28 protein-coding genes are annotated in these 26180 nt (G+C 36.8%); 17 read left to right on the plus strand and 11 right to left on the minus strand.

Annotated elements, in window-relative coordinates:
- Window positions 1-16: 16 nt before the first annotated feature.
- The 9 genes from AAEU33_RS07810 (at window position 17) to AAEU33_RS07850 (ending at window position 6760) form a co-directional block, all read left to right on the plus strand.
- Window positions 17-325: a DUF3467 domain-containing protein gene (locus AAEU33_RS07810; protein ID WP_089027859.1), complete on the plus strand. Its 309-nt coding sequence runs from the start codon at window positions 17-19 to the stop codon at window positions 323-325.
- Between the two features lie 264 nt (window positions 326-589).
- Window positions 590-1240 carry a Crp/Fnr family transcriptional regulator gene (locus tag AAEU33_RS07815; RefSeq protein WP_345991850.1) on the plus strand — a complete coding sequence of 217 codons (651 nt, stop codon included), beginning with the start codon at window positions 590-592 and terminating at the stop codon, window positions 1238-1240.
- A 130-nt stretch (window positions 1241-1370) separates the two neighbouring features.
- Window positions 1371-2213, plus strand: coding sequence for a DUF5777 family beta-barrel protein (locus tag AAEU33_RS07820; RefSeq protein ID WP_345991852.1), 843 nt, complete (start codon window positions 1371-1373; stop codon window positions 2211-2213).
- 1 nt (window position 2214) lies between these two features.
- On the plus strand, window positions 2215-2565 hold the full coding sequence (locus tag AAEU33_RS07825) for a hypothetical protein (RefSeq protein WP_345991854.1): 351 nt from the start codon (window positions 2215-2217) through the stop codon (window positions 2563-2565).
- An 11-nt stretch (window positions 2566-2576) separates the two neighbouring features.
- Window positions 2577-3122 carry a YceI family protein gene (locus AAEU33_RS07830; RefSeq protein ID WP_172280649.1) on the plus strand — a complete coding sequence of 182 codons (546 nt, stop codon included), beginning with the start codon at window positions 2577-2579 and terminating at the stop codon, window positions 3120-3122.
- Window positions 3119-3646 carry an ankyrin repeat domain-containing protein gene (locus AAEU33_RS07835; protein WP_273649568.1) on the plus strand — a complete coding sequence of 176 codons (528 nt, stop codon included), beginning with the start codon at window positions 3119-3121 and terminating at the stop codon, window positions 3644-3646. The genes AAEU33_RS07830 and AAEU33_RS07835 overlap by 4 nt, the downstream gene beginning before the upstream one ends.
- 4 nt (window positions 3647-3650) lie before the next feature.
- The gene (locus AAEU33_RS07840; RefSeq protein ID WP_172280643.1) at window positions 3651-4412 is read left to right on the plus strand and encodes a T9SS type A sorting domain-containing protein; all 762 of its coding nucleotides are present in this window, start codon (window positions 3651-3653) and stop codon (window positions 4410-4412) included.
- A 113-nt stretch (window positions 4413-4525) separates the two neighbouring features.
- Window positions 4526-5386 (plus strand): GNAT family N-acetyltransferase, encoded by an 861-nt coding sequence (locus AAEU33_RS07845; protein WP_345991857.1) that lies wholly within the window; start codon window positions 4526-4528, stop codon window positions 5384-5386.
- Between the two features lie 93 nt (window positions 5387-5479).
- On the plus strand, window positions 5480-6760 hold the full coding sequence (locus tag AAEU33_RS07850) for an ectonucleotide pyrophosphatase/phosphodiesterase (RefSeq protein WP_345991859.1): 1281 nt from the start codon (window positions 5480-5482) through the stop codon (window positions 6758-6760).
- Window positions 6761-6863: 103 nt separating this feature from the next.
- Here the strand turns inward: AAEU33_RS07850 and AAEU33_RS07855 are convergent, their stop codons facing one another.
- Window positions 6864-7748 (minus strand): NAD(P)H-binding protein, encoded by an 885-nt coding sequence (locus tag AAEU33_RS07855; protein ID WP_345991861.1) that lies wholly within the window; start codon window positions 7746-7748, stop codon window positions 6864-6866.
- Window positions 7749-7843: 95 nt separating this feature from the next.
- Between AAEU33_RS07855 and AAEU33_RS07860 the strand changes: the two genes are divergently transcribed.
- The gene (locus tag AAEU33_RS07860; RefSeq protein ID WP_345991863.1) at window positions 7844-8218 is read left to right on the plus strand and encodes a helix-turn-helix domain-containing protein; all 375 of its coding nucleotides are present in this window, start codon (window positions 7844-7846) and stop codon (window positions 8216-8218) included.
- Window positions 8219-8293: 75 nt separating this feature from the next.
- Here AAEU33_RS07860 and AAEU33_RS07865 read toward each other — a convergent pair whose 3' ends face one another.
- Window positions 8294-9346 (minus strand): NAD(P)-dependent alcohol dehydrogenase, encoded by a 1053-nt coding sequence (locus AAEU33_RS07865; protein WP_172280628.1) that lies wholly within the window; start codon window positions 9344-9346, stop codon window positions 8294-8296.
- Between the two features lie 130 nt (window positions 9347-9476).
- Complete coding sequence (locus AAEU33_RS07870; RefSeq protein WP_345991865.1) at window positions 9477-9614, minus strand: hypothetical protein; 138 nt, start codon at window positions 9612-9614, stop codon at window positions 9477-9479.
- A 250-nt stretch (window positions 9615-9864) separates the two neighbouring features.
- Here AAEU33_RS07870 and AAEU33_RS07875 point away from each other — a divergent pair, with 250 nt between their 5' ends.
- The 4 genes from AAEU33_RS07875 (at window position 9865) to AAEU33_RS07890 (ending at window position 13072) form a co-directional block, all read left to right on the plus strand.
- Entirely contained in the window at window positions 9865-10767 is a 903-nt protein-coding gene (locus AAEU33_RS07875) for a helix-turn-helix domain-containing protein (RefSeq protein ID WP_345991866.1), read from the plus strand.
- A 137-nt stretch (window positions 10768-10904) separates the two neighbouring features.
- A complete protein-coding gene (locus AAEU33_RS07880; protein WP_345991868.1) occupies window positions 10905-12239 on the plus strand; it encodes a carboxylesterase family protein in 1335 nt (444 codons plus the stop codon).
- 343 nt (window positions 12240-12582) lie between these two features.
- Window positions 12583-12876, plus strand: coding sequence for a hypothetical protein (locus AAEU33_RS07885; protein ID WP_172280621.1), 294 nt, complete (start codon window positions 12583-12585; stop codon window positions 12874-12876).
- A 22-nt stretch (window positions 12877-12898) separates the two neighbouring features.
- Window positions 12899-13072 (plus strand): hypothetical protein, encoded by a 174-nt coding sequence (locus AAEU33_RS07890; RefSeq protein WP_172280619.1) that lies wholly within the window; start codon window positions 12899-12901, stop codon window positions 13070-13072.
- 80 nt (window positions 13073-13152) lie between these two features.
- Here AAEU33_RS07890 and AAEU33_RS07895 read toward each other — a convergent pair whose 3' ends face one another.
- From AAEU33_RS07895 to lpxK, 6 genes are all read right to left on the minus strand, one after another.
- On the minus strand, window positions 13153-14625 hold the full coding sequence (locus AAEU33_RS07895) for an alpha-amylase (protein WP_345991870.1): 1473 nt from the start codon (window positions 14623-14625) through the stop codon (window positions 13153-13155).
- Between the two features lie 46 nt (window positions 14626-14671).
- Window positions 14672-15766: a DNA polymerase IV gene (gene dinB, locus AAEU33_RS07900; RefSeq protein WP_345992756.1), complete on the minus strand. Its 1095-nt coding sequence runs from the start codon at window positions 15764-15766 to the stop codon at window positions 14672-14674.
- 48 nt (window positions 15767-15814) lie between these two features.
- Window positions 15815-16273 (minus strand): GNAT family N-acetyltransferase, encoded by a 459-nt coding sequence (locus AAEU33_RS07905; RefSeq protein WP_345991872.1) that lies wholly within the window; start codon window positions 16271-16273, stop codon window positions 15815-15817.
- A gap of 1 nt (window position 16274) precedes the next feature.
- Window positions 16275-16790, minus strand: a complete 516-nt coding sequence (locus tag AAEU33_RS07910; RefSeq protein ID WP_345991873.1) for a thioredoxin family protein — start codon at window positions 16788-16790, stop codon at window positions 16275-16277.
- A 106-nt stretch (window positions 16791-16896) separates the two neighbouring features.
- The gene (locus AAEU33_RS07915; protein ID WP_172280611.1) at window positions 16897-17712 is read right to left on the minus strand and encodes a purine-nucleoside phosphorylase; all 816 of its coding nucleotides are present in this window, start codon (window positions 17710-17712) and stop codon (window positions 16897-16899) included.
- On the minus strand, window positions 17696-18721 hold the full coding sequence (gene lpxK, locus AAEU33_RS07920; protein WP_345991875.1) for a tetraacyldisaccharide 4'-kinase: 1026 nt from the start codon (window positions 18719-18721) through the stop codon (window positions 17696-17698). Before lpxK ends, AAEU33_RS07915 begins: the two co-directional genes overlap by 17 nt.
- A 49-nt stretch (window positions 18722-18770) precedes the next feature.
- Here lpxK and truA point away from each other — a divergent pair, with 49 nt between their 5' ends.
- From truA to AAEU33_RS07935, 3 genes are all read left to right on the plus strand, one after another.
- On the plus strand, window positions 18771-19562 hold the full coding sequence (truA, locus tag AAEU33_RS07925; protein WP_345991877.1) for a tRNA pseudouridine(38-40) synthase TruA: 792 nt from the start codon (window positions 18771-18773) through the stop codon (window positions 19560-19562).
- 24 nt (window positions 19563-19586) lie between these two features.
- On the plus strand, window positions 19587-19931 hold the full coding sequence (locus AAEU33_RS07930) for a hypothetical protein (protein WP_345991879.1): 345 nt from the start codon (window positions 19587-19589) through the stop codon (window positions 19929-19931).
- Window positions 19932-20066: 135 nt separating this feature from the next.
- Window positions 20067-21830: an ABC transporter ATP-binding protein gene (locus AAEU33_RS07935; RefSeq protein ID WP_172280604.1), complete on the plus strand. Its 1764-nt coding sequence runs from the start codon at window positions 20067-20069 to the stop codon at window positions 21828-21830.
- Window positions 21831-21890: 60 nt separating this feature from the next.
- Here AAEU33_RS07935 and AAEU33_RS07940 read toward each other — a convergent pair whose 3' ends face one another.
- Window positions 21891-23669, minus strand: a complete 1779-nt coding sequence (locus AAEU33_RS07940) for a GEVED domain-containing protein (protein ID WP_345991881.1) — start codon at window positions 23667-23669, stop codon at window positions 21891-21893.
- Between the two features lie 180 nt (window positions 23670-23849).
- The gene (locus AAEU33_RS07945; RefSeq protein WP_345991883.1) at window positions 23850-26132 is read right to left on the minus strand and encodes a patatin-like phospholipase family protein; all 2283 of its coding nucleotides are present in this window, start codon (window positions 26130-26132) and stop codon (window positions 23850-23852) included.
- Window positions 26133-26180 lie beyond the last annotated feature (48 nt).

Genomic DNA, 26180 nt, shown 5'->3' on the forward strand with positions numbered 1-26180 from the left:
AATATTTAAAGAAAACATGGACAATCAAAATCAAAATCCACAGGACGGAAACATCAACATCGAACTAAATGAAATGGTAGCGGCTGGAATCTATGCTAACTTAGCACTAGTAAACCACTCTCCATCTGAATTTGTAGTGGATTTCATCCAGTTAATGCCAGGTGTTCAGCAAGCTAAAGTAAGATCAAGAATCATTCTTGCTCCACTTCACGCTAAAAGAGTATTATCTGCTCTTCAACAGAACATTGCTAACTATGAGCAGCAATTCGGAGAAATCAAAGAAGTTGAGCCTTTCGTATTAGGTGGTAACAATGTACAAGCATAAGATTTTTCTTACATAAAACAACAAGATGCCTCAATGTATTGAGGCATTTTTTTATGCCTTATTTTAAGTGAAAATATTCGCATGATTATGATTCTCAGAAATAAATAGCCAATTCATTTAACTTAAATCAATAAAGGAATTTTTATTTATCATGACTTTAAATAAAGTAAATTATTCACAATTTAAATACAAATGATAAAAAATTAACATTTATTAAAGAATTCATTTTATATATTTGCTTTCTTATATAATTTGATATAAAATATGATAGATCATCAATTTATTAATAATAAATTCGGGTTTTTAGGCAATGATTTTATAAATGAAGTTCATCAACATGGCATCACAGATAAGATCAAAGCAAAAACTGAACTGATCGGTGAGGGGGAGAAAATCAAATTTATTCCTTTCATGATTTCAGGTTCTGTAAAAGTATATTGCCTTAACGATGGCCGTGAACTGATCTACTACTACGTAAGACGTAATGAAAGCTGTGTAATGACTTTTTCATCTATTTTCAGTAACTATATCAGTAAGATTTATGCTATTACGGAAGAAGATTCTGAGGTATTGCTGATTCCTGTTGCCATAATGCACGAATGGCTAATTCGTTTTCCGGCAATTAACAGGGTTTTTTATCAGGAATATGACAAACGGTTTATTGACGTAATGAATATGGTGAATGAGGCTGTTTTCCATCGGTTGGATAAGAGGGTGTTAAATTATATCAAACAACAAATTGCAATAACGGGAAGTCATCCTATCAAATTAACGCATAAGGAAATTGCCAACAATCTTGGAACATCCAGAGAGGTGGTGAGCAGGGTTCTTAAGAAAATTGAAAACGAAGGAGAAATACTGCAGGGAAAAGATGGGATACGTGTTGCCGTTAATGAAAATGTTAGCCAATTCTAATAATAATTGTTTTTAATAGTTATTTTTAATAAAGTAATTGATAAATACAATTTGTTAGGTGACTTTTATCACCTACTTTTAAAATCGTAACTCTATAAGTTTGCCATACTAATATTTTATTAAGAATTGTATGGCAAAAACTCTCCTATTTTTGTCAGTGTTAGCTTCAACTCTTGCCTATTCACAGGAAGATTTGTTGAAGGACATTGACACCATTAAAACAAATACTGAAAATTCTCAACCCGCCTTTAAGGCGCTCCAGATTGTCACAGGACAGTCCACAAAACTTGCTGCTAAAAATGAATGGTATATTGTAGTCGCGCACCGTTTCGGTGACATCAGTACCGGGTTTAAAAACTTCTTTGGCTTAGATGATGCTTCTACCAAATTGGGAGCAATCTATGGTGTAACTGATTGGCTATCTTTAAACCTGTCAAGGGAGACCAACCAAAAAACATTTGAGGTTGGAGCGAAATATAAGCTCCTCAAGCAAAATGAAAACTTTCCGGTCGATGTCGTAGGATATAATGTTTTGGCTTTGAATACGGATTTGGATAAGGATAATTATCCAAATCTTCGTTTTAGCGACAGGCTTTCTTATCTTACTCAGGCGTTGATTTCGAGAAGATTTGATGACCGTTTGTCTCTTCAGCTTACTCCTTCTTATATCCATAAAAATCTTTATGACCAGAATATTGAAGATAAAAATCAATTCTTAACGGGGCTTGGGGGTCGTTATAAGATCTCTAAAAGAATCTCTGTGAATGCTGAATATTTCGTGAATTTTGATAACCATAGTTTTTATAAAAATCCTTTATCGGTAGGGATGGATATAGAGACCGGAGGTCATGTATTTCAGCTTGTATTCAGTAATTCGCAACTTAATTCTGATATAGGCTACCTTTCCAATGCTGTGGGAAATTGGGGCAAAGGGCATATTTATTTTGGGTTTAATCTTTACAGAGTTTTTTAAGATGAAGAAATTATTATACATCGTATCCTCGGCCGTTTTACTGATCTCGTGTGAAAGCAGAACCTATGATGAGATTTCAGACCATACGCCTATTACACAACAGGTAAAGTTTACAGCCGATATAAAACCGATTATCGATGCCAACTGTATTAGTTGTCATTCTGCAAACGGGCCGGGCTCTTTTCAGCCTCTAACCAATTATAATCAGGTGAAGAATAATATTGATAAAATAATAGACCGAATACAGAGACCTAACGGAGATCCCGGGAAAATGCCACAGGGCGGATCACTTTCCGCGACTCAGATTAATTTATTTATCAAATGGAAAGCTGATGGGCTTGTCGAAAATTAAAATTGAAAAAAATGAAAAAATTAGTAGTATTAATAATTGCCTTGCTATCCGGCAACCTTGTTCTGGCTCAGAAATACAGCTCTAAAACGGGTAAGGTAACCTTTGAAGCATCGGTACCGTTATTTGAAGATGTGTATGCCCAGGATGATAATAATGTAGCAGTAATCAATGCAGACACCGGGGATATAGCATCCATTTCGGTTGTAAAGAACTTTCATTTCAAAGTAAAGCTTATGGAAGAACACTTTAATGAAAGCTATGCCGAAACAGCCAAATATCCAAAGACAACCTTTACCGGAAAAATTGCAAATTTTGATAAAAGCAAACTTTCTGCAACCCCACAGAAATATACAGTACAGGGAACATTAAACTTTCATGGAGTTAATAAACCTGTTACTTCCACAGCAAGTATTTCTTCCAAGGATGGGAAAATATATATGCAGGGGACATTTGTAGCAAGACCCGCTGATTTTAATGTGACCATTCCAAAGATGGTGACCAAAAAGATTGCTGAGAATATTAATGTTGAATACAATTATATCCTGGTAAAACAATGAAAAACCTAATTCTGATCGTAAGTATGTTCCTGAGCTTTTCATTGACATCTGCCCAGGAAAAAGCAAAATCAATTTTTGATATTGCCAGAAGCGGAACTGTTGCTGAGGTTAAAGAGCTGATGAAGCAAGACCCGGATGTTATTAATAAGACAAATGAAAGTGGTTTTTCTCCTCTTATTTTAGCTTGTTACAGAGGGAATCTTGAAGTAGCTAAATTCCTCATTGAAAATGTAAAAGATGTTAATTATAAGAGCCGGGAAGGAACGGCCCTTGCGGGTCTTTCTGTTAAATATAATAAGGAATTGGTAGCGCTTTTATTAAAGAAAAATGCAGATCCTAATATTCAGGATTCAACCGGATCAACGCCTCTTTTCTGGGCCGTAAAGTTCGGAAATAAAGAACTAATAGAATTATTATTAAAGCATAAAGCTGATAAACAAATCAAAGATTCAATGGGGATGACACCATTTGAATATGCCTTACAAACAAACAATAAAGACATCATTAACCTTTTAAAAAATTAAGAATATGAAAAAAGTTTTACTAACATTAGGCCTTATAATGGCGAGTATGGTCTCGGCACAGTTTTTCTCATCAGGTACTGTAAACCTGGGATCAACCGGAATGAGTGTAAAATTAGATACTTCACCAAGTTTGGTTACAATAACCCTAAAGGGACCGGATACAACTTTTTTGGGAATAGGTTTTGGAAACGTTGGTATGGCTAATGGGGCTGACGGGTTTGTTTATAATGCAAATTCTACAGCGAACACAAATTTAGATTATACCTTTGGTGGAATTGGCTCTATTTCTCCGGATACTACACAGAATTGGACAATGACATCCAATACGACAAGTGGTGGTGTAAGAACTGTTGTTGCTACCAGATCTCTAACAGGAGGAGCGGAAGATTTTGCTATTTCAAATGCTGCGGGTTCGATTAACATTTTTTACGCAAAAGGAAATAACACGTTGAACTTGAGTTACCACGGTGGTGCAAACAGAGGTTATGCAACATTAAACATGGCTGGAGCCTTATCAACCGGTGAGGTTATTGCTCAAAATAATAAGGTGGTTCTTTATCCTAATCCTGCAAAAGAAACTGTAAACTTCAAAAATGCTGATAAAATAAAATCGATCGATATTTATGAAGCAACGGGAAGAAAAGTAAGATCTGTAAAATTAAACGGTGAGAATGTCAGTGTTTCTGATTTAAAATCCGGAAACTATTATTTTGAAATTACATTGAAAGACGGGACTTTATCTTTTGAAAAACTGATCAAGGAATAAGAAAAAATTAAAGCTTAAAAATACCTCTAGAAATAGAGGTATTTTTATTATATAGAAGGCCTGCTTCGAATTCAGATTATTTCAATAATTTTAGTACCCACAAAATAAAATCAATGGAATTCAGAAATTTAGCAGACCTTACTTTTACGGACCTTTTAGATGTATTTAATCTTTCTTTTTCTGATTACCTTGTTCCTTTACACTTAACACAAGAGCAGCTCTCTTCAAAGATTCATGTGGAGAAAATAGACATGACTCTTTCAGTTGGTGCCTTTAAGGAAGGTCAGATCGTGGCTTTTATTCTGCATGCCGAAAAAACAGAAGATGGAAAGCGGGTGATATACAATGCCGGAACCGGAGTTGTACCTGATTTTCGTGGAAAAGGATTGGTAAGACAAATGTATGATTATATTCTTCCTGTACTTCAGGAAAGAAAAACAGATCTGATAATGCTTGAAGTCATTAATGGAAATGAGCCTGCTATCCGTGCCTATACTCATCTGGGATTCAAGATTACCCGAAGATTAGATTGTTATAAAGGAAATATAAAGCCTTCAGAGATAGGACCTGATATTACTATACAGCAGTTAAACAGTTTTCAATGGGAAGTATTTAAGTCTTTCTGGGATATTCAACCTTCCTGGCAAAGTTCCGTCATTGTACTTGAAAAAATGCGTGAAGACTTGATAATTCTCGGTGCATATAAAAAAGATGAGTTAATAGGGTACGCTATTTTTAATCCTGAAAACGGAAAAGTATATCAGATAGCAGTAAGTAAAGAGCATAGGAGAAATAGAATTGGAACGGATCTTTTAAGGGGCATTGCTGAAAAGAGTGAAGGAAAGATAATAAGTATAAATAATGTTGATGATTCTTCTGAATCTACCGCTAAATTTCTTAATGCGGTGGGGCTTGAAAATTGGGTGTCGCAGTTTGAGATGGAGAATAGTCAACTTTTTAATTATTGTGTATAAATTTCGTGAGTTTTCAATTTTTTTAATATAGTTTTAATCCATTAAACTTTCCCGGGAAGAAGATAGGGTGTAACTTTGCGGAAAATTTTTATAATGAAGCGCGGAATACAAATTTTACTTCTGTTTATTTCTGTGATAGGGTGGGCTCAGAAAGCTCCTGTTGATACCACGCAGATCATAACTCCAAACCGATACAACAGCGTTGATGCTCAAACCAAACCATATGTGATCATGATTTCTACAGATGGTTTCCGATATGATTATGCTAAAAAATATCATGCTGAAAATCTTTTAAACTTATCCAATAACGGGGTTCAGGCAAAAGCAATGATTCCAAGTTATCCGAGTATCACATTTCCTAACCATTGGAGCCTGATCACAGGATTATATCCTGCCCATCATGGATTGATTGATAACTTCTTCTATGATTACAAGAGAAAGGAATTTTATGCAATGAGTGACAAGAAAAATGCTGAAGACGGGAGCTGGTATGGAGGGCTTCCTCTTTGGGGGCTGGCAGAAAAACAGGGAATGATTTCTGCGACAATGATGTGGGTAGGCTCAGCAAGTGATGCCGGTGGAGAAAGACCTACTTATTATTATGCTTATCACGACCAATTTACTCCTTCTGAAAAAGTAGATAAGGTAGTGAACTGGCTGAAATTACCCATGGATAAAAGACCTCATTTTATTACATTGTATTTCCCTGAAGTAGACGGGAGCGGCCATCATTTCGGACCGGATTCAAAAGAAACTGAAGGTGCCGTACATTTGATAGATAAAGCCATCGGAGAGCTTGTTCAGAAAGTAAATAACTTAGGACTGAAAAATGTGAATTTCATTTTTGTTTCAGACCATGGAATGATCAAAGTAGATAGGGGAACCCCTTTGGAAATTCCTAAAATGCTGTTCGATAAAAGTAGGTTTGATTTCTATAATTCCCAGACGTTATTGAGGGTTGTGGTAAAGAATCCTGAAGAAACTAAAACTGTTTACAATGAACTCAAAGCCGGTAAGACAGACGACTATGATGTGTATTTAGATAAAAGGCTTCCAAAATACCTGCATTTTGGAACCAGAGATGATCAATATCATAGGATCGGACAGATTCTTTTGATACCAAAAGCACCCAAGATATTTTTGGAAAAAGGAAAAACGACTTCCGTTGGAAAGCACGGATATAATCCAAGGCTTGTACCTGAAATGAAAGCAACATTTTTAGCATGGGGACCGCAATTTAAAAGTAATGTGGTGATTGATGAATTTGCAAATGTTCATGTTTATCCTTTAGTAGCAGAAATCTTGGGTTTAAAAAATGATCAGCCAATTGACGGAAAACTAAAAGTTCTGAAAGGAACTTTAAAAGATAATTAGAGTTTACTTCTTAATAAAAAGTTTCGGCGCACCAAAGGTGCGCCGAAACTTTTTCTATGATTCAGATTGTGATTCTTCCACATCATTTTCTGAAAAGTTAATTTTAAGAATTAAATTGAGTTGCAAACTCTTTAGCAAACTCTTCTAATTTAGTTCCTCCCGTAACGGGTGAGCCGTGTTCAACAAAATCTTTTTGTACAACTCCTGTTCGTATTCCTCTTCCCATTTCAGTATATAATTCTGCCATTTCCTGAGGAAGGCCTCCTTGTAGTGCTCCGTTCAAATACTCTTCATCTGTAAATTCTACCCAAGGCAATTCAGGTTTTCCTATGGCTGAGCCTAAAACAGAGGCAAAGTCAGAGCCTGGACGGATATCACTTACGGCATATCTTATTTTTTTACCATCGGTATTTTTAACCAGTTCTTCAGCAGCTATTTTTGCAATATCAACCGGGTGAACTACAGGAATATTTGTATTTTCAGGATAATTTCCTCCTATAATTCCTGCGTTTTGTATCAATGGAATATCATTAAAGAAGTTATTATAAAAATAACCAGCACGAACGAATGTTACCGATTTGTTTTCTAATCCGTTATAAAGATTTTCAATCTGATGGAGACCTTTAATCGGACCATTTTCTATCGGAGAAGCTGCACCTACACTGCTTAGCATAACAACGTGTTTCACATTTGTTTTTCTGATGGCTTCTGTATAGTTTTTTCCAACACTGATTGTATCTTCAACGATTTGAGTAGCTCCCAAATTAGGTGGGGTCATTACAAATACGGCATCTGCACCTTCAAATGTTTTAATTAAAAAGTCCAGATCTGTTATGGATCCGATGGCTGCTTTTGCTCCTAAAGATTGTATTTCATTTTTTTTAGATTCGCTGCTGCTGATAACTGTAATATCATGCCCTTCAGCAATAAGTTGCTGAGCTAATGGTTGGGCAACATTTCCTAATGAACCTGTGATGATGATTTTCATATGTAAATTTTTTATTGTTTGTATTTTTTTATTTCTGAGAACAAAGTTATATTTGTACTTACTTTTATACAAGTACTTACCCTAAAGTATGTGTCATGACAGCAATTAAAGAAAGTTCTACAATTCAGGAAAACAAAAAGAATATACTGGACCAGTGCCCGGTAATGTACGTTATGGAAAAAATCGGAGGTTTCTGGAAACCGATTATATTATTTCAGTTGTCGACAGGAGAGAAACGTTACAGTGAGTTAAAAAGGGCAATCCCGGAAGTCACAGAAAAAATGCTCATCCAGCATTTAAAACAATTGGAAGCCGATGGTTTGATCATCAGAACTGCAAAGCCTGTGGTGCCTCCTCATGTGACCTATGAACTTAGTGAAGCAGGGAATAAGCTTGCTCCTGTAATCGATGCTATGGCAGACTGGGCTTTCCAGGATATGAAGGGACAGCATAACTGGAAACCTGTTTAATACATGTTTTAAAAATACAACATAACAAAAACCCTTCAGATGAAGGGCCTTTCTATTAAAAAAATATCCGAAGAATTATAAAGTCTGCATATCAATCACAAAGCGGTATCTTACGTCGCTTTTTAACATCCTTTCATAAGCTTCGTTGATTTCGTTCATTTTGATGATTTCAATTTCAGAAACAATATTATGTTTCCCGCAGAAATCAAGCATCTCCTGTGTCTCAGCAATTCCCCCGATTACAGAGCCTGCTACAGATTTTCTCCCCATGATCATTGGAACCGTTTGAAGGATAGGTTCCAGGCCTCCGAGATATCCTACAAGAACCAATGTTCCGCTGATATTTAATGTTGTAATATAAGGGTTAACGTCATGAACATAAGGAACGGTATCGATGATTACATCAAATTTTCCCTTTACAGAATCCATTTCTGCCTGCTCTGTAGAAATAACCACATGATCAGCTCCTAATTGTTTGGCATCTTCTGTTTTTCCGGGAGTTCTTGAGAAAAGAGTTACTTCAGCCCCTAATCCTTTAGCCAGTTTAATTGCCATATGTCCTAATCCTCCCAATCCGATAACAGCAACTTTTGATCCTGGTCCTACATTCCAATGTCTTAGTGGAGACCATGTTGTAATTCCTGCGCAAAGAAGCGGAGCCACTGCTGCTAGATCAAGATTTTCAGGAATTCTTAAAACGTGGTCGGAATCTACAACCACTTTCTGTGAATAACCACCAAAAGTATGTCCTCCCAAATGTTTGTCTTTTCCGTTATAAGTTCCTGTAAAACCATTTAAACAATATTGTTCAAGATCATGTTTACAGCTCTCGCATGTCCCACATGAATCCACAATACATCCAACACCTGCAAGGTCTCCGACTTTGAATTTTGTAACTTCATTTCCGATTTTAGTAATTCTCCCTATAATTTCATGTCCGGGAACTGCAGGGTAGATCGTTCCTCCCCAGTCGTTTCTTGCTGTGTGAAGGTCAGAGTGGCAAACTCCGCAATAAAGTATTTCAATCTCCACATCATTAGGAGTTGGTTCCCTTCTTTCAATATTCATTTCTTTCAGGTCCGCTGTGGTAGACTCTGCTCCGTACGCTTTTACTGTGAATGTGCTCATTTGTTTTTAAATTTTAAGTTAGTGTTTTTGTTCATAAATTGTATTCTTCTCAGTCACCGGATCCGTATATTTAATAATACCGTTTGGAGTATTCGGGTTGATGGTACTATTTGTAAATTTACTTTCCGGACTAGTAACTACCTGGAAGAACGTTGATGATATCCTCAGGGTTCAGAAATCCATCCATACTATCCTTTTTCAGGATAATAGAAAGTTCCTTGTTATTAAGATCAGTCTCAGGCATAAGAATGTCGTTATTTCTTCGCATACCTTTTCGGTCTGGTATAACTTTAAGGGTTTAAGATGCGTACCCGGTAATACCTCGGAAAAAGTATCCAATTGACTTTCTTATCCGGCAAACATCTTTTTGTTTTCTAATGTTATCATTACAATGCAAAAGTCGATTCTTTTCGTTAAACAGCACTTATACAGATTACAGAAACATTTACCAATATTACAGACTCTATTAAAAGTAAAACAGAAAGTGGTAATTTTGAATAAGATTTAAAACGGATGCTATGGAAAATCAGGATATTAAAATAATCAACAGTGTTTCTGAATATAATAAAATGATGAATCATGAAACCTTGCATCCTTTGGTGAGCATTATTGACTTCTCTAAGTCCAATCCTATTTCCCAATATAGAAGGAACTATGGTTTTTATACCGTATTTCTGAAAGATGTAATGTGTGGAGATATGTATTACGGAAAGAATAACTACGATTATCAGGAAGGGACGCTGGTTTTTATAGCACCGGGGCAAGTGTATGGGATGAGTAATGACGGGACCTATGTGCAACCAGGAGGATATGCTCTGATATTTCATCCCGATCTTATCAAAGGAACTAATCTGGGGAAAAATATTAAAGATTATTCTTTCTTTTCTTATGATGTTCATGAAGCTTTACACCTTTCCGAAAAAGAAAGAGAAATTATTCTGGAATGCTTTAAAAATATAAGGCTTGAACTGGAGCAATCCATTGATAAACACAGTAAATCCCTGATCGTAAACAATATCGAATTATTTCTCAACTATTGTATGCGCTTTTATGATCGCCAGTTTATTACCCGTGATCATGTAAATCAAGGCGTTATCGGGAAGTTTGAAAATCTTCTGAATGATTACCTGAAATCCGATAAACCAAAGAATATTGGATTTCCAATGGTCAATTATTTTGCTGAACAACTTAATCTTTCGGCGAATTATTTTGGTGATTTAATTAAAAAAGAATTAGGAGTTTCTGCCCAGGAATTTATCCATAATAAACTGATTGATGTTGCAAAAGAGGAAATTTATAATCCATCGAAATCAATCAGCCAGATTTCTTATGACCTGGGTTTTAAGTATCCCCAGCATTTTACAAGGTTGTTTAAGGCAAAAGTCGGAGTATCACCAAGTGAATACAAAACTTTAAATTGATTGAATTATCGTCGAAGTTTATTTATAGATTTCTATCACTTGCGTTTAAACGAATCATCAGGATAGGTAATTTCTTTCAAATAGATTCGGGTTTTTCAGAAAAGTGAATTATTTTTAAAGGAAGAAATTTCCGGATAATGAAATCACAGCAGAATATCGGTACTCATATTTTTCAAACCCCGTTCGCGAAAATTATTGCTTTAAAAGAAAATGGTGTTATCAAAGCCAAAAGTATTCGCTATGCCAGGTCTGTAAGATTTCAAAAACCTATTCCTGTACAGCCGTCATCCTCGGAACTTCTTTTTCCGGATAAAACACCGGTCTGTCCACAAAGTATAAGCCCTTTAATTGAAAAAATGATTGGCCCCACGGATCTTAATGGTTTTGAGATTGAAGAATCCACTCAATTTCTTTCTGTTATTCGTCCCGATAATGAGCATACCAGTTTGCCTGTGATTGTTTGGATACATGGAGGCTCTCATGAAATAGGGTGTGGGGATCTTTCCACATCAGATGCGAGCAATTGGGTCAAGGAACAAGATATCATTGTAGTGTCGGTTTCCTATCGCCTGGGGTTGTTCGGTTTTTTAGGAGGCGATGAAGAAAGGCCTGCTAATCTTGGGTTATTTGATATTATTGAAGCATTAAAATGGATTCAAACGAATATAGAAAGCTTTGGAGGAGATCCTGAAAATATTACACTTCTGGGGCAATCATCCGGCGGAGATGCGATCGCCCATCTGATGATTTCAGAAGGCGTTGAAGGCCTTTTCAAAAGGGTGATCATTCAAAGTGCACCGTTAGGTCTTCGCCACAAAAGACAAAAAATGTCAGCCGAATTTCTGAAAAATACGGATTCAATAAAACATGAAACCGATGTCTTAAAGATGATGGAAGAATACAAAAAAAGGATTCCTTCTGTTATTAAATACGGATTAAAAGCAGTGATGCCTTTTGGTATTCAATATGGATTTCCTCCTTTATGCAATGAAGATGAGTCAGAGGAAAGATGGAAAGCGAGTGCTGGAAAAATTGATGTTTTAATTGGACTCAATAATGATGAAACTGCATTCTATCTAAAAACTTCCGAAGCACTCAATACTTATTTTGGTAAAGGTTTTGGTCAGAAGATCATTAATAAAACAGTTCAGCTGACTACAGAAAAAATCTATGGGAAACCTGCAGAACTTTTTGCTGAAAATTATGCTAAAGCCGGAGGTAATGTTTATTTGTTCAGGATCTATTCCAGAATTACGGATAATGAAATAGGAGCTGCGCACAGTATTGATCTTCCTTTGCTTTTTGGAAATGAAGAAGCATGGCAGTCTGCAGGGCTTATAAAAAACATTCCCTGGGAGTATATCCATCATAATGGAAGAAAATTAAGAGCTGTGTGGGCAGAGTTTTCAAGAACTGGAAGGATATCCGGAGAATCATTGAAACCCGATATTTTGGAATTGAGAAAAATGTAGTTTGGTTCCGACCTTCGTATCACTAAATATTTTTATCATTTAGGTGCTCAATTTTTTTTATCTATGTGAAAATTATGTAAGGCGGGGGTATGGCTACTTCATTCCTTGTTACCACTTATTTTTATTGCTTTGGTTTTGTGTTTTCATATGTGAAATCCAGTATTTGGTATTTTTTATTCAATATTGTGTGTTATTTTGTTATATTTGAGTTATTAATCCCTGGAATGTAATAATTATGGAAAATATTTTCACAAATTATTAATAAAATAAATGCTGAAACGGTAAGGCGGTGAGAGAGACAATTAAAGACTAAAATCTTTTAACCATATAAAACCAAGCAATTATGAAAACAAAATTTCAATGGAATGAATTGAGCCGGGAAGTACTCAAAAACTTACTGGCTGGATCTCCTGGGGAACCTGCTTATTGTGTTTCGGATACGGGTCCGGGAGAAGGAGGATGCAACCCGGGTTATATATGTGAGAATGGGAAGTGTGTTCCTTATAACCCTTCCGGTGGCGGAAGTACCGGAGGTGGAACAGGGGGAGGGCCGACAGGTCCAACGCATACCTGTTACTGCGGAACTTACTCGTATGTAACTTCTGATCCATGTCCATATACTTGTTTTAGTGACTAAACTTAATCAAATATTTTACAAAATGAAAAAAACTAATTTACCAGCAGGCCGTATAAGAAAAATAGAGCGGCAGGAACTTAAAGCTTTAAAAGCCGGAGGAATTATCCGTGACAGAGTATGCTGTACTTCAAATGAAGACAACCAATGCTGTGAATGGGCAAGTGATATCTGGAATTGCAGATATATCTACTGCTAAAAGCTAACAGTATAAAGACATTTCAAATGTACATAACCGGATGATGCTTTCCCGGTTATGTACATTTAATTTGATTGTATCTATTCAGGAACCCAGACGCTTACATTTCCAGCAGGAACAGGGAAATTTCCCCAGCCTTTTTCATCAATAACTACTTTGTCTTCGAATCTTCCAAGCAGATCATAGAAACTTTGCCCCGAATACTTTCCCCCCATTTCCATGGGTTTATTGTAAGCATCTTTATTACTTAGGACAACAGCACAGCCCGTGTGCTCGTCATCTCCTTCACGAACCCATCCCAGGCAGTTAGCATCTTCAAAATAATCTTTCTGGATTCCGTAGGCATGTTCTTTCCGGGCCTTCAGCAGTTCTTCAATTCCATTTACTTTATTCAGGAAAATTTCCTGATCATTTCCCTCCCGGTCCTTATCTACGTAATGGGCTCCGTACAAATCGGGATAAAATACACAAGGATAGCCGTCTTCCCTGAGGAGGATCAAAGCATAGGCAAGAGGTTTGAACCACTCTTCTACAGGAGCTTCAAGATCTTGTAAAGGCTGGGTATCATGATTATCAACAAGACTTACGGAATGCAGCGGATCAGCCTGAGTAAGAGTGCCATCAAAAATCCTTCTCAGATCATAAGATCCTCCCTCTTTGGAAGCATTGTGGAAATTATTTTGAAGAGAGCTGTCAAATAAACTCATGCACCCTTCCGTAACTTCAATATATTTTTGGAGTAAATTCAAATATCCAGGTGCCCAGTATTCTCCAACGGCAAAGATATTTTTGCCTGAATTAGAACGGATAAGTGTTAGCCATTCTTTATAAAAATCAAAAGAAATATGTTTTAAAGCATCCAGTCTTACCCCATCAAAGTCGGTTTGATCAAAATACCATTTGGCCCATGCGTTGAGTTCTTCACGAACAAATGGATTGCGATGCTCAATATCATTATACATCAGATAATCATAATTGCCTTTTTCATCATCAATCATCTCTTCCCAGTCGTTTCCATATTCAGATTGTATTTTGAAGATATGCGAATCCATTCCTTCGGCATAATCTACGCCACTGAAACAAGTTGCATTCCATTCAAAGTCAGAATATTTTTTATTTCTTCCAGGAAAAGTAAACTTGGTATAGGACTGTATTTCGATAACATCTGAAATTATCTTTTCCCTGTTATTTTCATCCACTTTTACTGCTTTCATCGTTTCCAGCTCGTCACCACCGGCTTTATGCCCTAATACAACATCTACAATAACCTGGATATTTTGTTCCTTTAAAGCCTTTATTGCTTTTAAGTAATCATCTTTGGTTCCATACTTTGTGGGAATACTTCCTTTCTGGTCGAATTCTCCCAGGTCAAAAAGGTCATAAGCATCATATCCTGTTGAATAACCTCCACTAGTTCCCTTGTAAGCAGGTGGGAACCAAACTGAAGTTATACCAAGTTCGGCTAAATAAGCAGATTGTTTTTGAGCCTCCTTCCAGAGTGTTTGGTTTCCGTCTGAGTACCAGTGGAAAAACTGAATCATCGTTGGGTTCATACATTATAGAATTTGGTTACTACAATGTAGTGAAAATTTCTAATTATTAATGCCCAAACTCCTGAAACGGTATTTTTAGTTGAACAGAAACCTGCTTTTTTTCCTCAGTATTAAGGTGGGCAAGGGATAAGCCTAATAACCTGACAGGTTTATCAAAGGGTCTTAATTCCCAAAGCTTTTTGGAGGTTTTGTAGTACTCTTCTTCAGAAACATAGTAATCTTCTTTTGTCATGCTCCTGGTAAACAGTGAAAAATCTTTATACTTTATTTTTAAAGTGAGGGATCTGCCCAGAATATTATTTTTTTGTAACCTTTGATGTAGTTCTGCACTTAAGCTTTCCAGTTTCTCATTGATTTGCTGTTCATCATAGAGATCTTCAAAAAAAGTCCTTTCTACAGCTACACTTTTCTGGATGCGATGAGGTTTAACTTCTGAATGATGAATTCCACGAACAACATTGTAATAGTAGCTTCCGGATTTTCCGAACAGGCTTACTAATTCCTGTAATGTTTTTTTCTTTAAATCTTTTCCCTTGAAAATCCCCAGCGTAAACATTTTGTTGGCCGTAACTTTTCCTACCCCGTAGAATTTTTCAACGGGTAGTTCTTCCAGAAAACTTTCAATTTTGTCGGGGTGAATGGTTTTTTGTCCGTTCGGTTTATTGATATCCGAAGCTACCTTTGCTAAAAATTTATTAACTGAAATACCGGCTGAGGCAGTAAGACCTGTTTGTTCAAAGATTTTTTTGCGGATTTCTCTCGCAATATCATTGGCGGATTCTATTCCTTTTTTGTTTTCAGTCACATCCAGATAAGCTTCATCCAGGGACAATGGCTCTACCAGGTCGGTATACTCATGAAAGATCTCTCTTATCTTTCTGGAAATTTCTTTGTAACGGGCGAAGCGGGGAGGAACAAAAATGAGATGCGGGCATTTTTCTTTTGCTGTTTTACTTGGCATGGCAGAACGGACACCGAATTTTCTTGCTTCATAACTGGCAGCTGAAACTACACCCCGATGCTCTCCTCCCACGGCAATTGGTTTTCCCCTAAGTGCAGGATTATCATGCTGCTCCACAGAAGCATAAAATGCATCCATATCTACATGTATAATCTTGCGAATGGGAAAAGAAAAATCCATATCACAAAGATATGGATTCATTTATTTCTGTATTTCAATAAATTAATATCATTTTTTCAATCTCATGGTAAGGAGCACAGGTTCAAATCCTACTTTTTCATAAGCTTTTACAGCAGATTCATTCTGATCATAAACATCTAATCTTATTTCTTTCATTCCCCTTTCTTCTGACCACTTTATGAGTCTATCTATAACGGATTGATTGATTCCCTGTCCCCTGTGTTCCGGTTTTACATACATAAACCCCAGATATGAATACTCTTTGAAATTAAAATAATCCTTTTCCGCTTTTTTAATCATCGCATATCCCGACGCAACGATTTCATGATCCTTTTCCGCTACAATAAGGGTAGCATCTTCAGACTCGATCAAAGAAACTAAATCATAATAATGAATGTTACCGTTAATAAGGGTTGGATTATAGGGCCTTTCTGCAGTAACTACACCTTGTTCGAATTCAAGAAGAGTTTTCAGGTCTTCTTTTGTTGCTTCTCTTAAAGTTACCATATTATTGTAAAAGTTTATTGATGGTGGCTTGTATTTCAGGATCTTCCGGTGAGATGGCGTAGTATTTTGCAATAGCTGATTTCTGGTCGATCACCATGTATCTCGGAATCCAGTTGAGGTCAATATAATTATTAAAGTCATTTTTCCATCCTGATGCAAACCAATAATTATCTTTGTCTTTCATATCAAATCTTTCAAGGCTTTTATCGAAACCTTCTTTCGATCTTTCCAGAGAAAGAAATACAAAGTCTATGTTCGGGTTATTTTTTTCGAGTTCCTGTGCTTTTGGAAGTGCCTTCAGGCAATCTCTGCACCAACCGGCCCAAAAATCAATAACCACCACTTTTCCTTTGTGCTGGTTAAGAATTTCCTGCATAGTAATGCTCTTTCCCTCTTCATTTTCAAGCTTTTGTTGTAAAGCTTCTTTGGAAAAACTGGTTTTATGTACTTTAGGAACTTCCTGAGAATAAAATGTCCCAAATGTTCCAAGCATAAAAAATATGAATAGCTTTTTCATTTTCAATTTCATTTTTTACAAATCTAAACAATGAAACGAAGTTATGAATTGCTTTTTGGATTAATTGGCAAAAATTTAAGAAATCGAAAAATTCGATAAAAAAGAACTACTGATAATTTTTAACCAGACCTTTTACTACCGTGATTACGTTGGGCATTGCTTTATTGGCTGCATTAAGAACTTCTTCGTGAGAAACGGCTAATGCAATATCGGGTCCGCCAAGATCCGTAATAACTGAAATACAAAAAACATCCATATCCATATGACGGGCAACAATAACTTCCGGAACAGTACTCATTCCTACCATATCACCACCTATAGCTTTTATCATTCCATATTCTGCGGGTGTTTCAAAGGTAGGTCCCTGTAATGCGACATAGATTCCCTGGTGAATTCTAATGTTATTTTCTGAAGCAGTGCGTTCTGCGATACTGATCATTTTTTTATTATAAGGCTCGCTCATATCGACAAACCTCGGGCCTAGTTCTTCTATATTCTTACCACGAAGAGGATGTTCAGGCATCATATTGATGTGATCTTTCAGAATAACAATGTCGGCGACCCTGAATTCAGGATTTACTCCTCCGCAGGCATTGGAAAGAAGTAGGTTTTTAATACCGATCAGATGAAAAATCCTTACAGGAAATACGACAGTTTCGATAGAATGGCCCTCATAATAATGAAAGCGTCCACTCATTATCAATACCTTTTTACCTTCTAAAATACCATATATCAGCTGACCTCCATGACCAGCCACTGTTGTTTGAGGAAAGTTAGGAATGTCTTTGTATTCCAATATGTGTATTGGCTGAACTTCATCTTTCAGTTTTCCCAGGCCGGATCCTAATACGATTGCAAAATCAGGTGTATCCTGAATGATGTTTTTGATGAAGGCTGCGGTTTCTTTAATTTTTCCTAACATAATCCGAGATGATTTGATTAAACTCTTCCTTTTTGTCAATGATTACATTGATAGGCCAGTAATAAACAATATCTCTAAGATAGTCAAAGGTTTTTAAACGAACATAATCTTTCTCGGTTGTTAAGATCAATTTATATTCGCCCAGTTTCTTATATTCAGCAATTATTTTTTTGATGTCGTCATCGGAAAAATTATGATGATCCCTGAATTTAAGGTGTTTTACTCTATGTGAAAATTTTGCCAGATGTTCCAGCAATGGTTTTGGATTGGCAATCCCTGTAATTAAAAGAATGTCATAATAATTCAGGTTGTTGTCAGGAAGCATTTTTTCTCTTCCGTATACATTTTCGTCATATCCGATAGATGAAAAGAATACTTTCTGATGACGCTCAGGTCTTATTCTGGAAATATAATACTGTTTGGTCTCCTCCGTCAGTTCATCAGGACATTTGCTGACCATAATAAGATCAGCTCTTTTTACCCCGGCTCTTGATTCCCTGAGATCTCCTGCCGGAAGAAGATGGTCCTTAAAATACGGGTCATTAAAATCCGTCATCAGAATATTAAATCCTGCTTTGATCGCTCTATGCTGAAAAGCATCGTCCAGTACCAGAACATCCAGGTCCATGTCACCAATGACTTTTTTGGCTCCAGGCACTCTTTCCTCAGAAACGGCAATAACGAAACGGTTCTTAAAACGTTCAAAAAGCTGCATCGCTTCATCACCTACCATTTTGTAGTTGCTGTCATAATTGGTCACCTCATAACCTTTTGTAAGTCTTCCATAACCTCGGGAAAGGACACCGGTTCTGTAATGTTTGGATAAAAACTGAGCAAGGTACATCACCATTGGCGATTTTCCACTTCCGCCAACGGACAAATTGCCGACATTGATGATCGGCGTTTTGAATTTCGTAGATTTAAAGATCCCCAGATCATACATTGTGTTTCGGATACCCGTTACCAAATGATAACCTACAGAGAAGGGATAAAGGTACCATCTTTTCATACGATTGCAAAAATAGTAATTTTTAAGAGGATTTGGCTGAATATTCTCAATGACTTTTCAACAAATATTTCATAAAATTAAAGTATTTTTGTGGAGTTATTATACTACATTGAGGTACTTTATAGAGTTTTCTTACAACGGTAAAAATTATTTCGGTTATCAGATCCAGCCGGACGCCAATTCTGTACAGGAAGAATTGGAAAAAGCACTATCCACTATTTTACGGGAAGAGATTAAAATTACAGGAGCCGGAAGGACGGACACCGGTGTTCATGCAAAAAAAATATTCGCCCACTTTGATACCCAGGTGGCTTTTAATGATCAGCTCAGTCACAGGCTGAACAGCTTTCTTCCGCCTGATATTGCTGTTAAAAAGATTTTTCCTGTAAAAGATGATTTTCATGCCCGGTTTGATGCCACCTACAGAACATACGAATATTATATTTCTTTAGAAAAAAATCCATTTACACTGGAATCTGCATGGCAACATTGGAAAAGACCTTTGAGCATCGATGCAATGAATGAAGCCTGTAAAATTTTATTCGAGTATGAGGATTTTACGAGTTTTGCCAAATTGAAAACAGATAATAAGACCAATATCTGCCACATTTACAAAGCAGAGTGGGAACAGGAAGGAAGCGAACTTAAATTTACCGTTTCTGCCAACCGTTTTCTCAGGAATATGGTACGGGCAATCGTGGGAACAATGGTGGAAATCGGTGCAGGAAAAATGAAGCCCGAAGATCTGAGAAAAGTTATTGAAAATAAAAACCGTAATTCGGCCGGCACTTCTGCTCCGGCACAAGGATTATTTCTCGTAGATGTAGGCTACGAATTTTAAAAAAAACAAAAAACTATAATCATTATGATGTCTATTTTTATCCTGATTGGAGCGTACAGATACTATGCTGCACTGGCAGAAAGATTTGGGAAAACCAAATGGCATTTTGGACTGTTGGGTATAGGGATCTATCTGGGGTTTCAGGTTGCGTTTTTATTTTGCTATGGTTTCTATATCGCACTTACTAACCCAGGTTCTTTACAGGATAACGATTATACCGGATATAGCCTTGTGAATGTAATAAGCTGGCTATGTGCAATAGTTGTTGTGTGGGGAATTTACCAGTTTCTTGAAAAAAAGTTTACAAAAGAAACCATCCATAAACCAAGCCTGGAAATTGAGGAGATAGGGAGTAAGGAAAATGCATAACAATAGGATATTCATATTTTAAATAATTGATATCCGTTATTTTCTATTGGTATTTGGATAAGTTGTTCCCGCTTTCAAATTATAAAGTGTTATTTTTGCATGGAATTTATTTAATTCTTTCTTTCAATTTGTACAATGAAAAAACAAGATACCTGGGGAATTATTAAAAGGCTTTTCTTTATCGGAATGAAATTCCGGTCCTGGTTTATCCTTACTTTAATCATTTCCGTTTTACTATCCATCGTTTCTACTTACAGACCTTACCTTACCATGGAAGTTGTAGATAATGATATCACCAGGCTGCAGGATAAAGCTCTGATGATGAAGCATATCTACATTTTGGTAGGATTGGTTGTTGCAGAAACTGTTTTAAACTTTTTCCTGGTCTATTTCTCCAATTATATTTCTCAGAATGTAATCAGGGATATCAGAGAGAGGTTGTATTCTAAACTTATTTATTTCAGGACATCATTTTTTGATAAAACACCTATAGGACAACTGGTAACACGTGCCGTTGGGGATGTGGAAACCATTGCTACAGTTTATACGGACGGATTCCTTATGGTTTTCGGGGATATTTTGAGAATCGTCTTTGTATTAGTGATGATGTTCAGTACTAATGTTCATCTGAGCTATATTACACTGGCTATACTTCCTTTGATGGTGGTTATTACCCGTTTTTTTCAAAAGAGGCTAAAAAAAGCATTTGGAGATGAAAGAACCTGGACGGCGAATCAGAATTCCTTTGTTCAGGAAAGATTAGCCGGAATGCCAATTATACAGGTGTTCAACAGACAGGAAGCTGAATTTAAAAAGTTTGATGATATCAATATTACCCTGAAGGCTGCATTGCTGAAAACCGTTTTTATCTTTTCATTATTTTTTCCTGTAGTAGAACTTATTTCGTCCCTATTTATTGGGTTTATCCTTTTCTATGGAGGATATATTACCATTAGTGCGGGGGTTGTTATTGCTTTTATCCAGTATATTTCAATGCTGATCAGACCTTTACGCCAGATCGCAGACCGATTTAATAATATCCAGCGTGGAATTGTAGGTGCAGAAAGGGTACTGGGATTAATGGATGAGGATTATGCGATGCCTAATCACGGAACAGTAAAAAAAGATCACTTCAATGGTAAAATTGAATTCAGGGATGTTCGTTTTGCTTACGATGAAAAGCAGGAAGTACTGAAAGGAATCAATTTCAAAGTGAATCCGGGAGAAACAGTTGCTATTGTCGGAGCTACAGGAGCAGGTAAATCTACGATCATCAGTCTGATCACGAGGCTGTATGATATCAATTCCGGAGAGATTTTTATTGATGATGTAGAGCTGAAAGATTATGAATTATATAATCTCAGAAGTCATATTGGGGTGGTATTACAAGATGTTTTCCTTTTCCATGGAAGTATCTTTGAAAATCTCTCTTTTGGAGATGAAAGTATTACCCTGGATAAAATAAAAGCAGGGGCCAGAGAAATTGAAGTGGATGAATTCATTCAGCAGCTTCCGGGTGGTTATGATTATGTAGTCAGTGAAAGAGGCTCGTCGATCTCATTAGGGCAAAGGCAGTTATTGTCTTTCTTAAGAGCTTATCTGTCCGATCCGAAAATTTTGATTCTGGATGAAGCTACCTCTTCAATTGATCATGAAAGTGAAAAACTGATTCAGAGGGCTACGGAGAAAATCACGAAAAACAGGACTTCGATTATTATTGCACACAGGCTTTCAACCATTGAAAAAGCGGATAAGATTATCGTAATGGAACATGGTAAAATTGTAGAAGAAGGAAAGCATTTGGAGTTGCTTGATCAAAATGGGTATTATTCCACATTGTATAAAGCACAGCTGAGACATGAAGTAGAAATGGAAGAAGAAAACCGGGCGTCAAAATAATAATCGTCATAGATAACAGAAATAAAAAAAAGAGAGCTGAAGTTGCTCTCTTTTTTGTTTTTAGAATTTTAGTTTTTGGGTGATCACTTTTCCGTTTTCCAATGTTGCCCGGACTGTTACTACTACATTTTTGGCATTTAATGGAGCGGTAATTTCTGTAGATTTCATATTGGTTTGGTTCACCAGAATTCTTCCTGAGGCATCATAGATTACCAGCGAGGTAATTTGCAGGTCACTTTTTATGTACACTGAATTTTCTGCCTGTGTAATAAAGGTTTTGTTTTCAATTGCATTTTTAGCGGACAGGGTTCTTGGTTCAATGATCACTGAATAATCTTCTATCTGCCCGTATTTAGGAGTATAACAAGCGGTAACGGTTGTTCCGTTATATTCACCAATTACCCTCATTCTTAAAGGAGTATTGGCTACAGCATTTGAAGGTGGAGTTACTGATGCTGTTGCAGTGGAACCTGCTGCAATATTGCTTTGGTTCAGAACCAGCTCCGTTGTTTCATTAAATTGTCCATCGTTGTTGTAATCGATGTATGCTTTTATAATATGAGGATTGTTTGTTCCGGGAGTAATGGTAAGGGTCGTTGAGGTGCCTGAAGGTATTGTGGTTTTGGAAATTCCCAGACAATAATTTCCCGTAAAATTTTCGTAGAAATTATTAGTGGCAGCCTTGTAATTGGTTGAATAATTATTAATGCTTCCAAATTTGACAGAAGTGATTCCTATGTTGTAATTTCCTGGATTCGTTATTGTTGTTGGGGTGCAAGCTGTGGTTAAAGATGTATTGTTGTTAGGTGTAGTGCTACTTGCGACCGGAGAATTGATTAAAGATTGTCTGTACTGTAAAAGCTGGGCTGTAGCTCTGTCGGATTGTCCCGGGGTAAAGAGATCTCTGAAACAGAAAGTATAAGACATTACATTTCTTTCACCTCCTGCATAGGTAACGCTTGTACATGGGTTGATCTGACCGGTCTGACATGTATAGGGAACGGAAGAGTGGTAAAGGCTTTTCATGGGTTCTGTATCGCATACCAGATCTCCTTGTAATGTACAATCGGTATTAGCAGGACAGGCCCCGGTAGAGTCGTTGAATCCTTCATGGGTGTGACGGAGTCCTAACGCATGTCCGAATTCATGTGCCAGTGTTTGCGCGTTTACAGATGATGCGCTTGTAGACATAAATGCATAATCATTGCTGCCACCCGGGTAATAGGCAAAGCCATTAAGGGTTCCTGAATTAGAGGCTAACTTTTTTACCACATAAATATTATAATACTTACTGGTATCCCACATTCCCAGGGCTGTAATTTCGGATGCCGTTACAGCATTGGTCGTATTGTCATTGTTTACACCACCGCTTACATATTTTGGAAGATGGGAAGCATTGATCCTGTTGATCCCGTTGGTCGCTGTACAGGTGGGACTGATTTTCGCAAAAACAAATTTTACAGGGAGTATGGCACTGGATGATGACATGCCGCTTGAAGAACTTCCGGAAAATACTCCGTTAGTATAATTAACCCATGCAATAATGTCGGCATCCGACTTGTTGTTTACTGTTCCGACCGCGCTTCCGTCCCCTACAACATGGACAACAACGGGAATTTCATATACCTGATTCTTATTAAGGGTAGATGCTAGTTTTCCACTTTTAATCAGTTTGGATAACTCTAAGTTAAAAGCATCATCCCGAGCCTTTTCTTCGGGATGCCGTTCATAATGTTTTCGCATTAATTCGTCGGTACCGCATTCTATTAATTCAGTTTTTTGAGCGTAAAACTGGCTGCATGAAGAGCCTAAAATAATAGCTAATAGTAGTTTTTTCATAATATAATTGTTAGTGGTTTTAATATATTCATATTAAAAATAAACAAAAATATCAATAGTGTGGGAAATAATTTAATGCTTTTATAAAGACCTTGAAGGATTCGAAAAAGATGATATTGAATATTTCACAATAGCCTATTTCTTTAATTTCATCGTCCATTATTATTTTGTGGATACAAATCAGAATTTAAATCCGATACTAAAATAAGCCCGCCAGAAATTAAGTGCATCGTTTCTGGATATATTTACGTTAATGGGACCTAAAATTGATTCATATCCCAGATTAAGTCCATAACCAATAAGTTTGGAATTGCTCTTGAAAGGGGATAGCTCGTCACTTATTGCAGCATAGTGAAAAGAGGGTGTGAGGAAAATCCTGTGATAAATCCGGTACTGAACCTCAAGTCCTAGCTTGGCAACTGAATTTATAGGAACTTCTTTTTGCCTGAACCCGTTAAATTCAGGATTCATTCCGTCAAAATTATATTCACTTCCTCCCAGATTGAATTTCTGATTGAGAAAAAGATAAGGGATACCCTCTGAAGATCCAAGAGTTTGAGGAGAGAAGTTTGTTCCTAAAAAAGCATTTGCCTTAACAGATACCTTTTTATTGATTGGAATAATATAATTTTCATTGAGCGCTAATGTGATCAGATTCTTGGGTTTATAATATCCTTCAGCCCCGGGATTTAAGTATTCATAGAGTGTAGGTTGTATTTCTTTCAGATCATAAAGGTTGTATTGATCTCCAAAATAATACTTCGTAATAAATTGAAAATTGTTTCCTGAAGTAGGATAATATCTGGTATTGAAGTTATTTTGATTGAATTTAAAATACAGGTCAAGATTGGTATGATAATATACCTTTTTGCTGTACAAGTCTGTAAAGGTCTGGCTAATCCTGTCTACAGACCGGTTTAATTTTTCAGCGTTGAACTCTAAGCCGAATGAAGCCATCGTATTCGGATGAATCGAATAATTGACCGCTGTATTTGCTTTAATGCTTCTGTAAATATAGTTGGGGAAAAATAAATTGTTTTCAACATCATTGTTTTCTGAGAATCTCAACAGGAGGTCGTTACTTTTAAGAAAAGAAATATTTCCTTCTGTACTTAACCACCAGCGGTAATCCGTATCCAGAAATTTCTGGAACTGCAAACGGGCCTTGAAACGTTCCGAAATATCTACAGTTGCTATGGCCCTGAATTTTGCTTCTGCATAATCCCGGTAGGTATAATTCAGGATGATCCCTACGGATTGTTCATTATCATAGTGCAGGGCTAATTTAAGCATGCTTGGTGTGGATCTCTTTACGAAAATGTTCATAATTAAACCGTTTTCCGAATCTGTATAAGTATAATACACCCTGTCATACTGTCGAATTCCAAAAACCTTGTCGATAGCAGCATTTACTGTTTTGGCATCGTAATATACACCCTCCTTTAATCCCATCAGGTTTTTAATAGTTTCAATCTCGGACGGATTAGTGATCGGTGTGCCATTATCTTCACTATAAGTGAACTGTATGGTCGGTTTTTTAATCTCTTCAACAAGTTTGTGCTCATAAGTAATTCCCAGTCTGCGTTGCTCATTGGCCAAAGCTATAAATTCAGGAAGGTGTCTTTTAGCTTCTGCTTCTCCTATTTTTATGATTTCCTTGTATTTTCTGAAGTCTTTAGTGGTGTAATCATTAAGCGGAGTTACAAAATCCACCATGATATCCGACATCTTCTTTTGTTCATTAAAATCCTGTACGGAATGGAATGCATGTGTCTGATAGATCATTTTCATCGGATTTTTGATCTCATCTTTTGTGAAAAGCCTGAATCCCGTATAGCCTCCGATAATATAATCAGCTCCCATATCTTTTACTTCCTTTACCGGAAAATTACGGTCGAGGCCACCATCTACAAGAAGTTTTCCATCAATATAGACCGGTGCGAAAGCGGCAGGTATGGCTAAGGTAGAACGAATCGCCAGTGCAAGAGAACCTTTTTTCTGCATAACCAATCCACCATTCACAATATCGGATGAAGTAAGTTGAACAGGAATAGGAAGTTTACTAAAGTCGTTGATATGTTTTGCAGGAAACGTTAATGTATTGAGAACTTCACCCATATATTGCCCTTCTATAAAGGATCCCGGTAGGGAAGGCCGGCCATCGTTCACCGGAAATTCAAGAATATATTTATTGTACTCATCTTTTTCGCTGATATTGACCTTGTTGTAGGGGATTTTGTTACTCAGGATCCTTTTCCAGTTCATGCCGTACACCATTTTTTTCAATTCTTCACCATTATATCCCATAGCATATAATCCGCCGAGGATTCCACCCATACTGGTTCCGGTAATATAATCTATTTTAATCCCTAGTGAATCTATTGTTTTTAAAATTCCCAGATGCGCAAAGCCCTTGGCACCACCTCCGCTAAGCGCTAACCCAAACTTTGTGTCTTTTGTCATGGGAGGCATTTTCTTTATGGTGTCTTGTGCAGAAAATAAACAAAATAT

The organism is Chryseobacterium sp. Chry.R1, assembly GCF_039645525.1.
Lineage (GTDB): Bacteria > Bacteroidota > Bacteroidia > Flavobacteriales > Weeksellaceae > Chryseobacterium > Chryseobacterium proteolyticum.

Bases quoted from the DNA above. Each gene is read 5' to 3' on its own strand.
- lpxK (WP_345991875.1), bottom strand. From the start codon at position 18,721: ATGAAAAGATGGTACCTTTATCCCTTCTCTGTAGGTTATCATTTGGTA.
- AAEU33_RS07820 (WP_345991852.1), top strand. From the start codon at position 1,371: ATGGCAAAAACTCTCCTATTTTTGTCAGTGTTAGCTTCAACTCTTGCC.
- AAEU33_RS07905 (WP_345991872.1), bottom strand. From the start codon at position 16,273: ATGGTAACTTTAAGAGAAGCAACAAAAGAAGACCTGAAAACTCTTCTT.
- AAEU33_RS07850 (WP_345991859.1), top strand. From the start codon at position 5,480: ATGAAGCGCGGAATACAAATTTTACTTCTGTTTATTTCTGTGATAGGG.
- AAEU33_RS07860 (WP_345991863.1), top strand. From the start codon at position 7,844: ATGACAGCAATTAAAGAAAGTTCTACAATTCAGGAAAACAAAAAGAAT.
- AAEU33_RS07895 (WP_345991870.1), bottom strand. From the start codon at position 14,625: ATGAACCCAACGATGATTCAGTTTTTCCACTGGTACTCAGACGGAAAC.
- AAEU33_RS07845 (WP_345991857.1), top strand. From the start codon at position 4,526: ATGGAATTCAGAAATTTAGCAGACCTTACTTTTACGGACCTTTTAGAT.
- AAEU33_RS07865 (WP_172280628.1), bottom strand. From the start codon at position 9,346: ATGAGCACATTCACAGTAAAAGCGTACGGAGCAGAGTCTACCACAGCG.
- AAEU33_RS07815 (WP_345991850.1), top strand. From the start codon at position 590: ATGATAGATCATCAATTTATTAATAATAAATTCGGGTTTTTAGGCAAT.
- AAEU33_RS07890 (WP_172280619.1), top strand. From the start codon at position 12,899: ATGAAAAAAACTAATTTACCAGCAGGCCGTATAAGAAAAATAGAGCGG.
- AAEU33_RS07855 (WP_345991861.1), bottom strand. From the start codon at position 7,748: ATGAAAATCATCATCACAGGTTCATTAGGAAATGTTGCCCAACCATTA.
- AAEU33_RS07825 (WP_345991854.1), top strand. From the start codon at position 2,215: ATGAAGAAATTATTATACATCGTATCCTCGGCCGTTTTACTGATCTCG.
- AAEU33_RS07945 (WP_345991883.1), bottom strand. From the start codon at position 26,132: ATGACAAAAGACACAAAGTTTGGGTTAGCGCTTAGCGGAGGTGGTGCC.
- AAEU33_RS07870 (WP_345991865.1), bottom strand. From the start codon at position 9,614: ATGCGAAGAAATAACGACATTCTTATGCCTGAGACTGATCTTAATAAC.
- AAEU33_RS07935 (WP_172280604.1), top strand. From the start codon at position 20,067: ATGAAAAAACAAGATACCTGGGGAATTATTAAAAGGCTTTTCTTTATC.
- AAEU33_RS07940 (WP_345991881.1), bottom strand. From the start codon at position 23,669: ATGAAAAAACTACTATTAGCTATTATTTTAGGCTCTTCATGCAGCCAG.
- AAEU33_RS07840 (WP_172280643.1), top strand. From the start codon at position 3,651: ATGAAAAAAGTTTTACTAACATTAGGCCTTATAATGGCGAGTATGGTC.
- AAEU33_RS07910 (WP_345991873.1), bottom strand. From the start codon at position 16,790: ATGAAAAAGCTATTCATATTTTTTATGCTTGGAACATTTGGGACATTT.
- AAEU33_RS07875 (WP_345991866.1), top strand. From the start codon at position 9,865: ATGGAAAATCAGGATATTAAAATAATCAACAGTGTTTCTGAATATAAT.
- dinB (WP_345992756.1), bottom strand. From the start codon at position 15,766: ATGGATTTTTCTTTTCCCATTCGCAAGATTATACATGTAGATATGGAT.
- truA (WP_345991877.1), top strand. From the start codon at position 18,771: ATGACTTTTCAACAAATATTTCATAAAATTAAAGTATTTTTGTGGAGT.
- AAEU33_RS07930 (WP_345991879.1), top strand. From the start codon at position 19,587: ATGATGTCTATTTTTATCCTGATTGGAGCGTACAGATACTATGCTGCA.
- AAEU33_RS07885 (WP_172280621.1), top strand. From the start codon at position 12,583: ATGAAAACAAAATTTCAATGGAATGAATTGAGCCGGGAAGTACTCAAA.
- AAEU33_RS07915 (WP_172280611.1), bottom strand. From the start codon at position 17,712: ATGTTAGGAAAAATTAAAGAAACCGCAGCCTTCATCAAAAACATCATT.
- AAEU33_RS07810 (WP_089027859.1), top strand. From the start codon at position 17: ATGGACAATCAAAATCAAAATCCACAGGACGGAAACATCAACATCGAA.
- AAEU33_RS07830 (WP_172280649.1), top strand. From the start codon at position 2,577: ATGAAAAAATTAGTAGTATTAATAATTGCCTTGCTATCCGGCAACCTT.
- AAEU33_RS07880 (WP_345991868.1), top strand. From the start codon at position 10,905: ATGAAATCACAGCAGAATATCGGTACTCATATTTTTCAAACCCCGTTC.
- AAEU33_RS07835 (WP_273649568.1), top strand. From the start codon at position 3,119: ATGAAAAACCTAATTCTGATCGTAAGTATGTTCCTGAGCTTTTCATTG.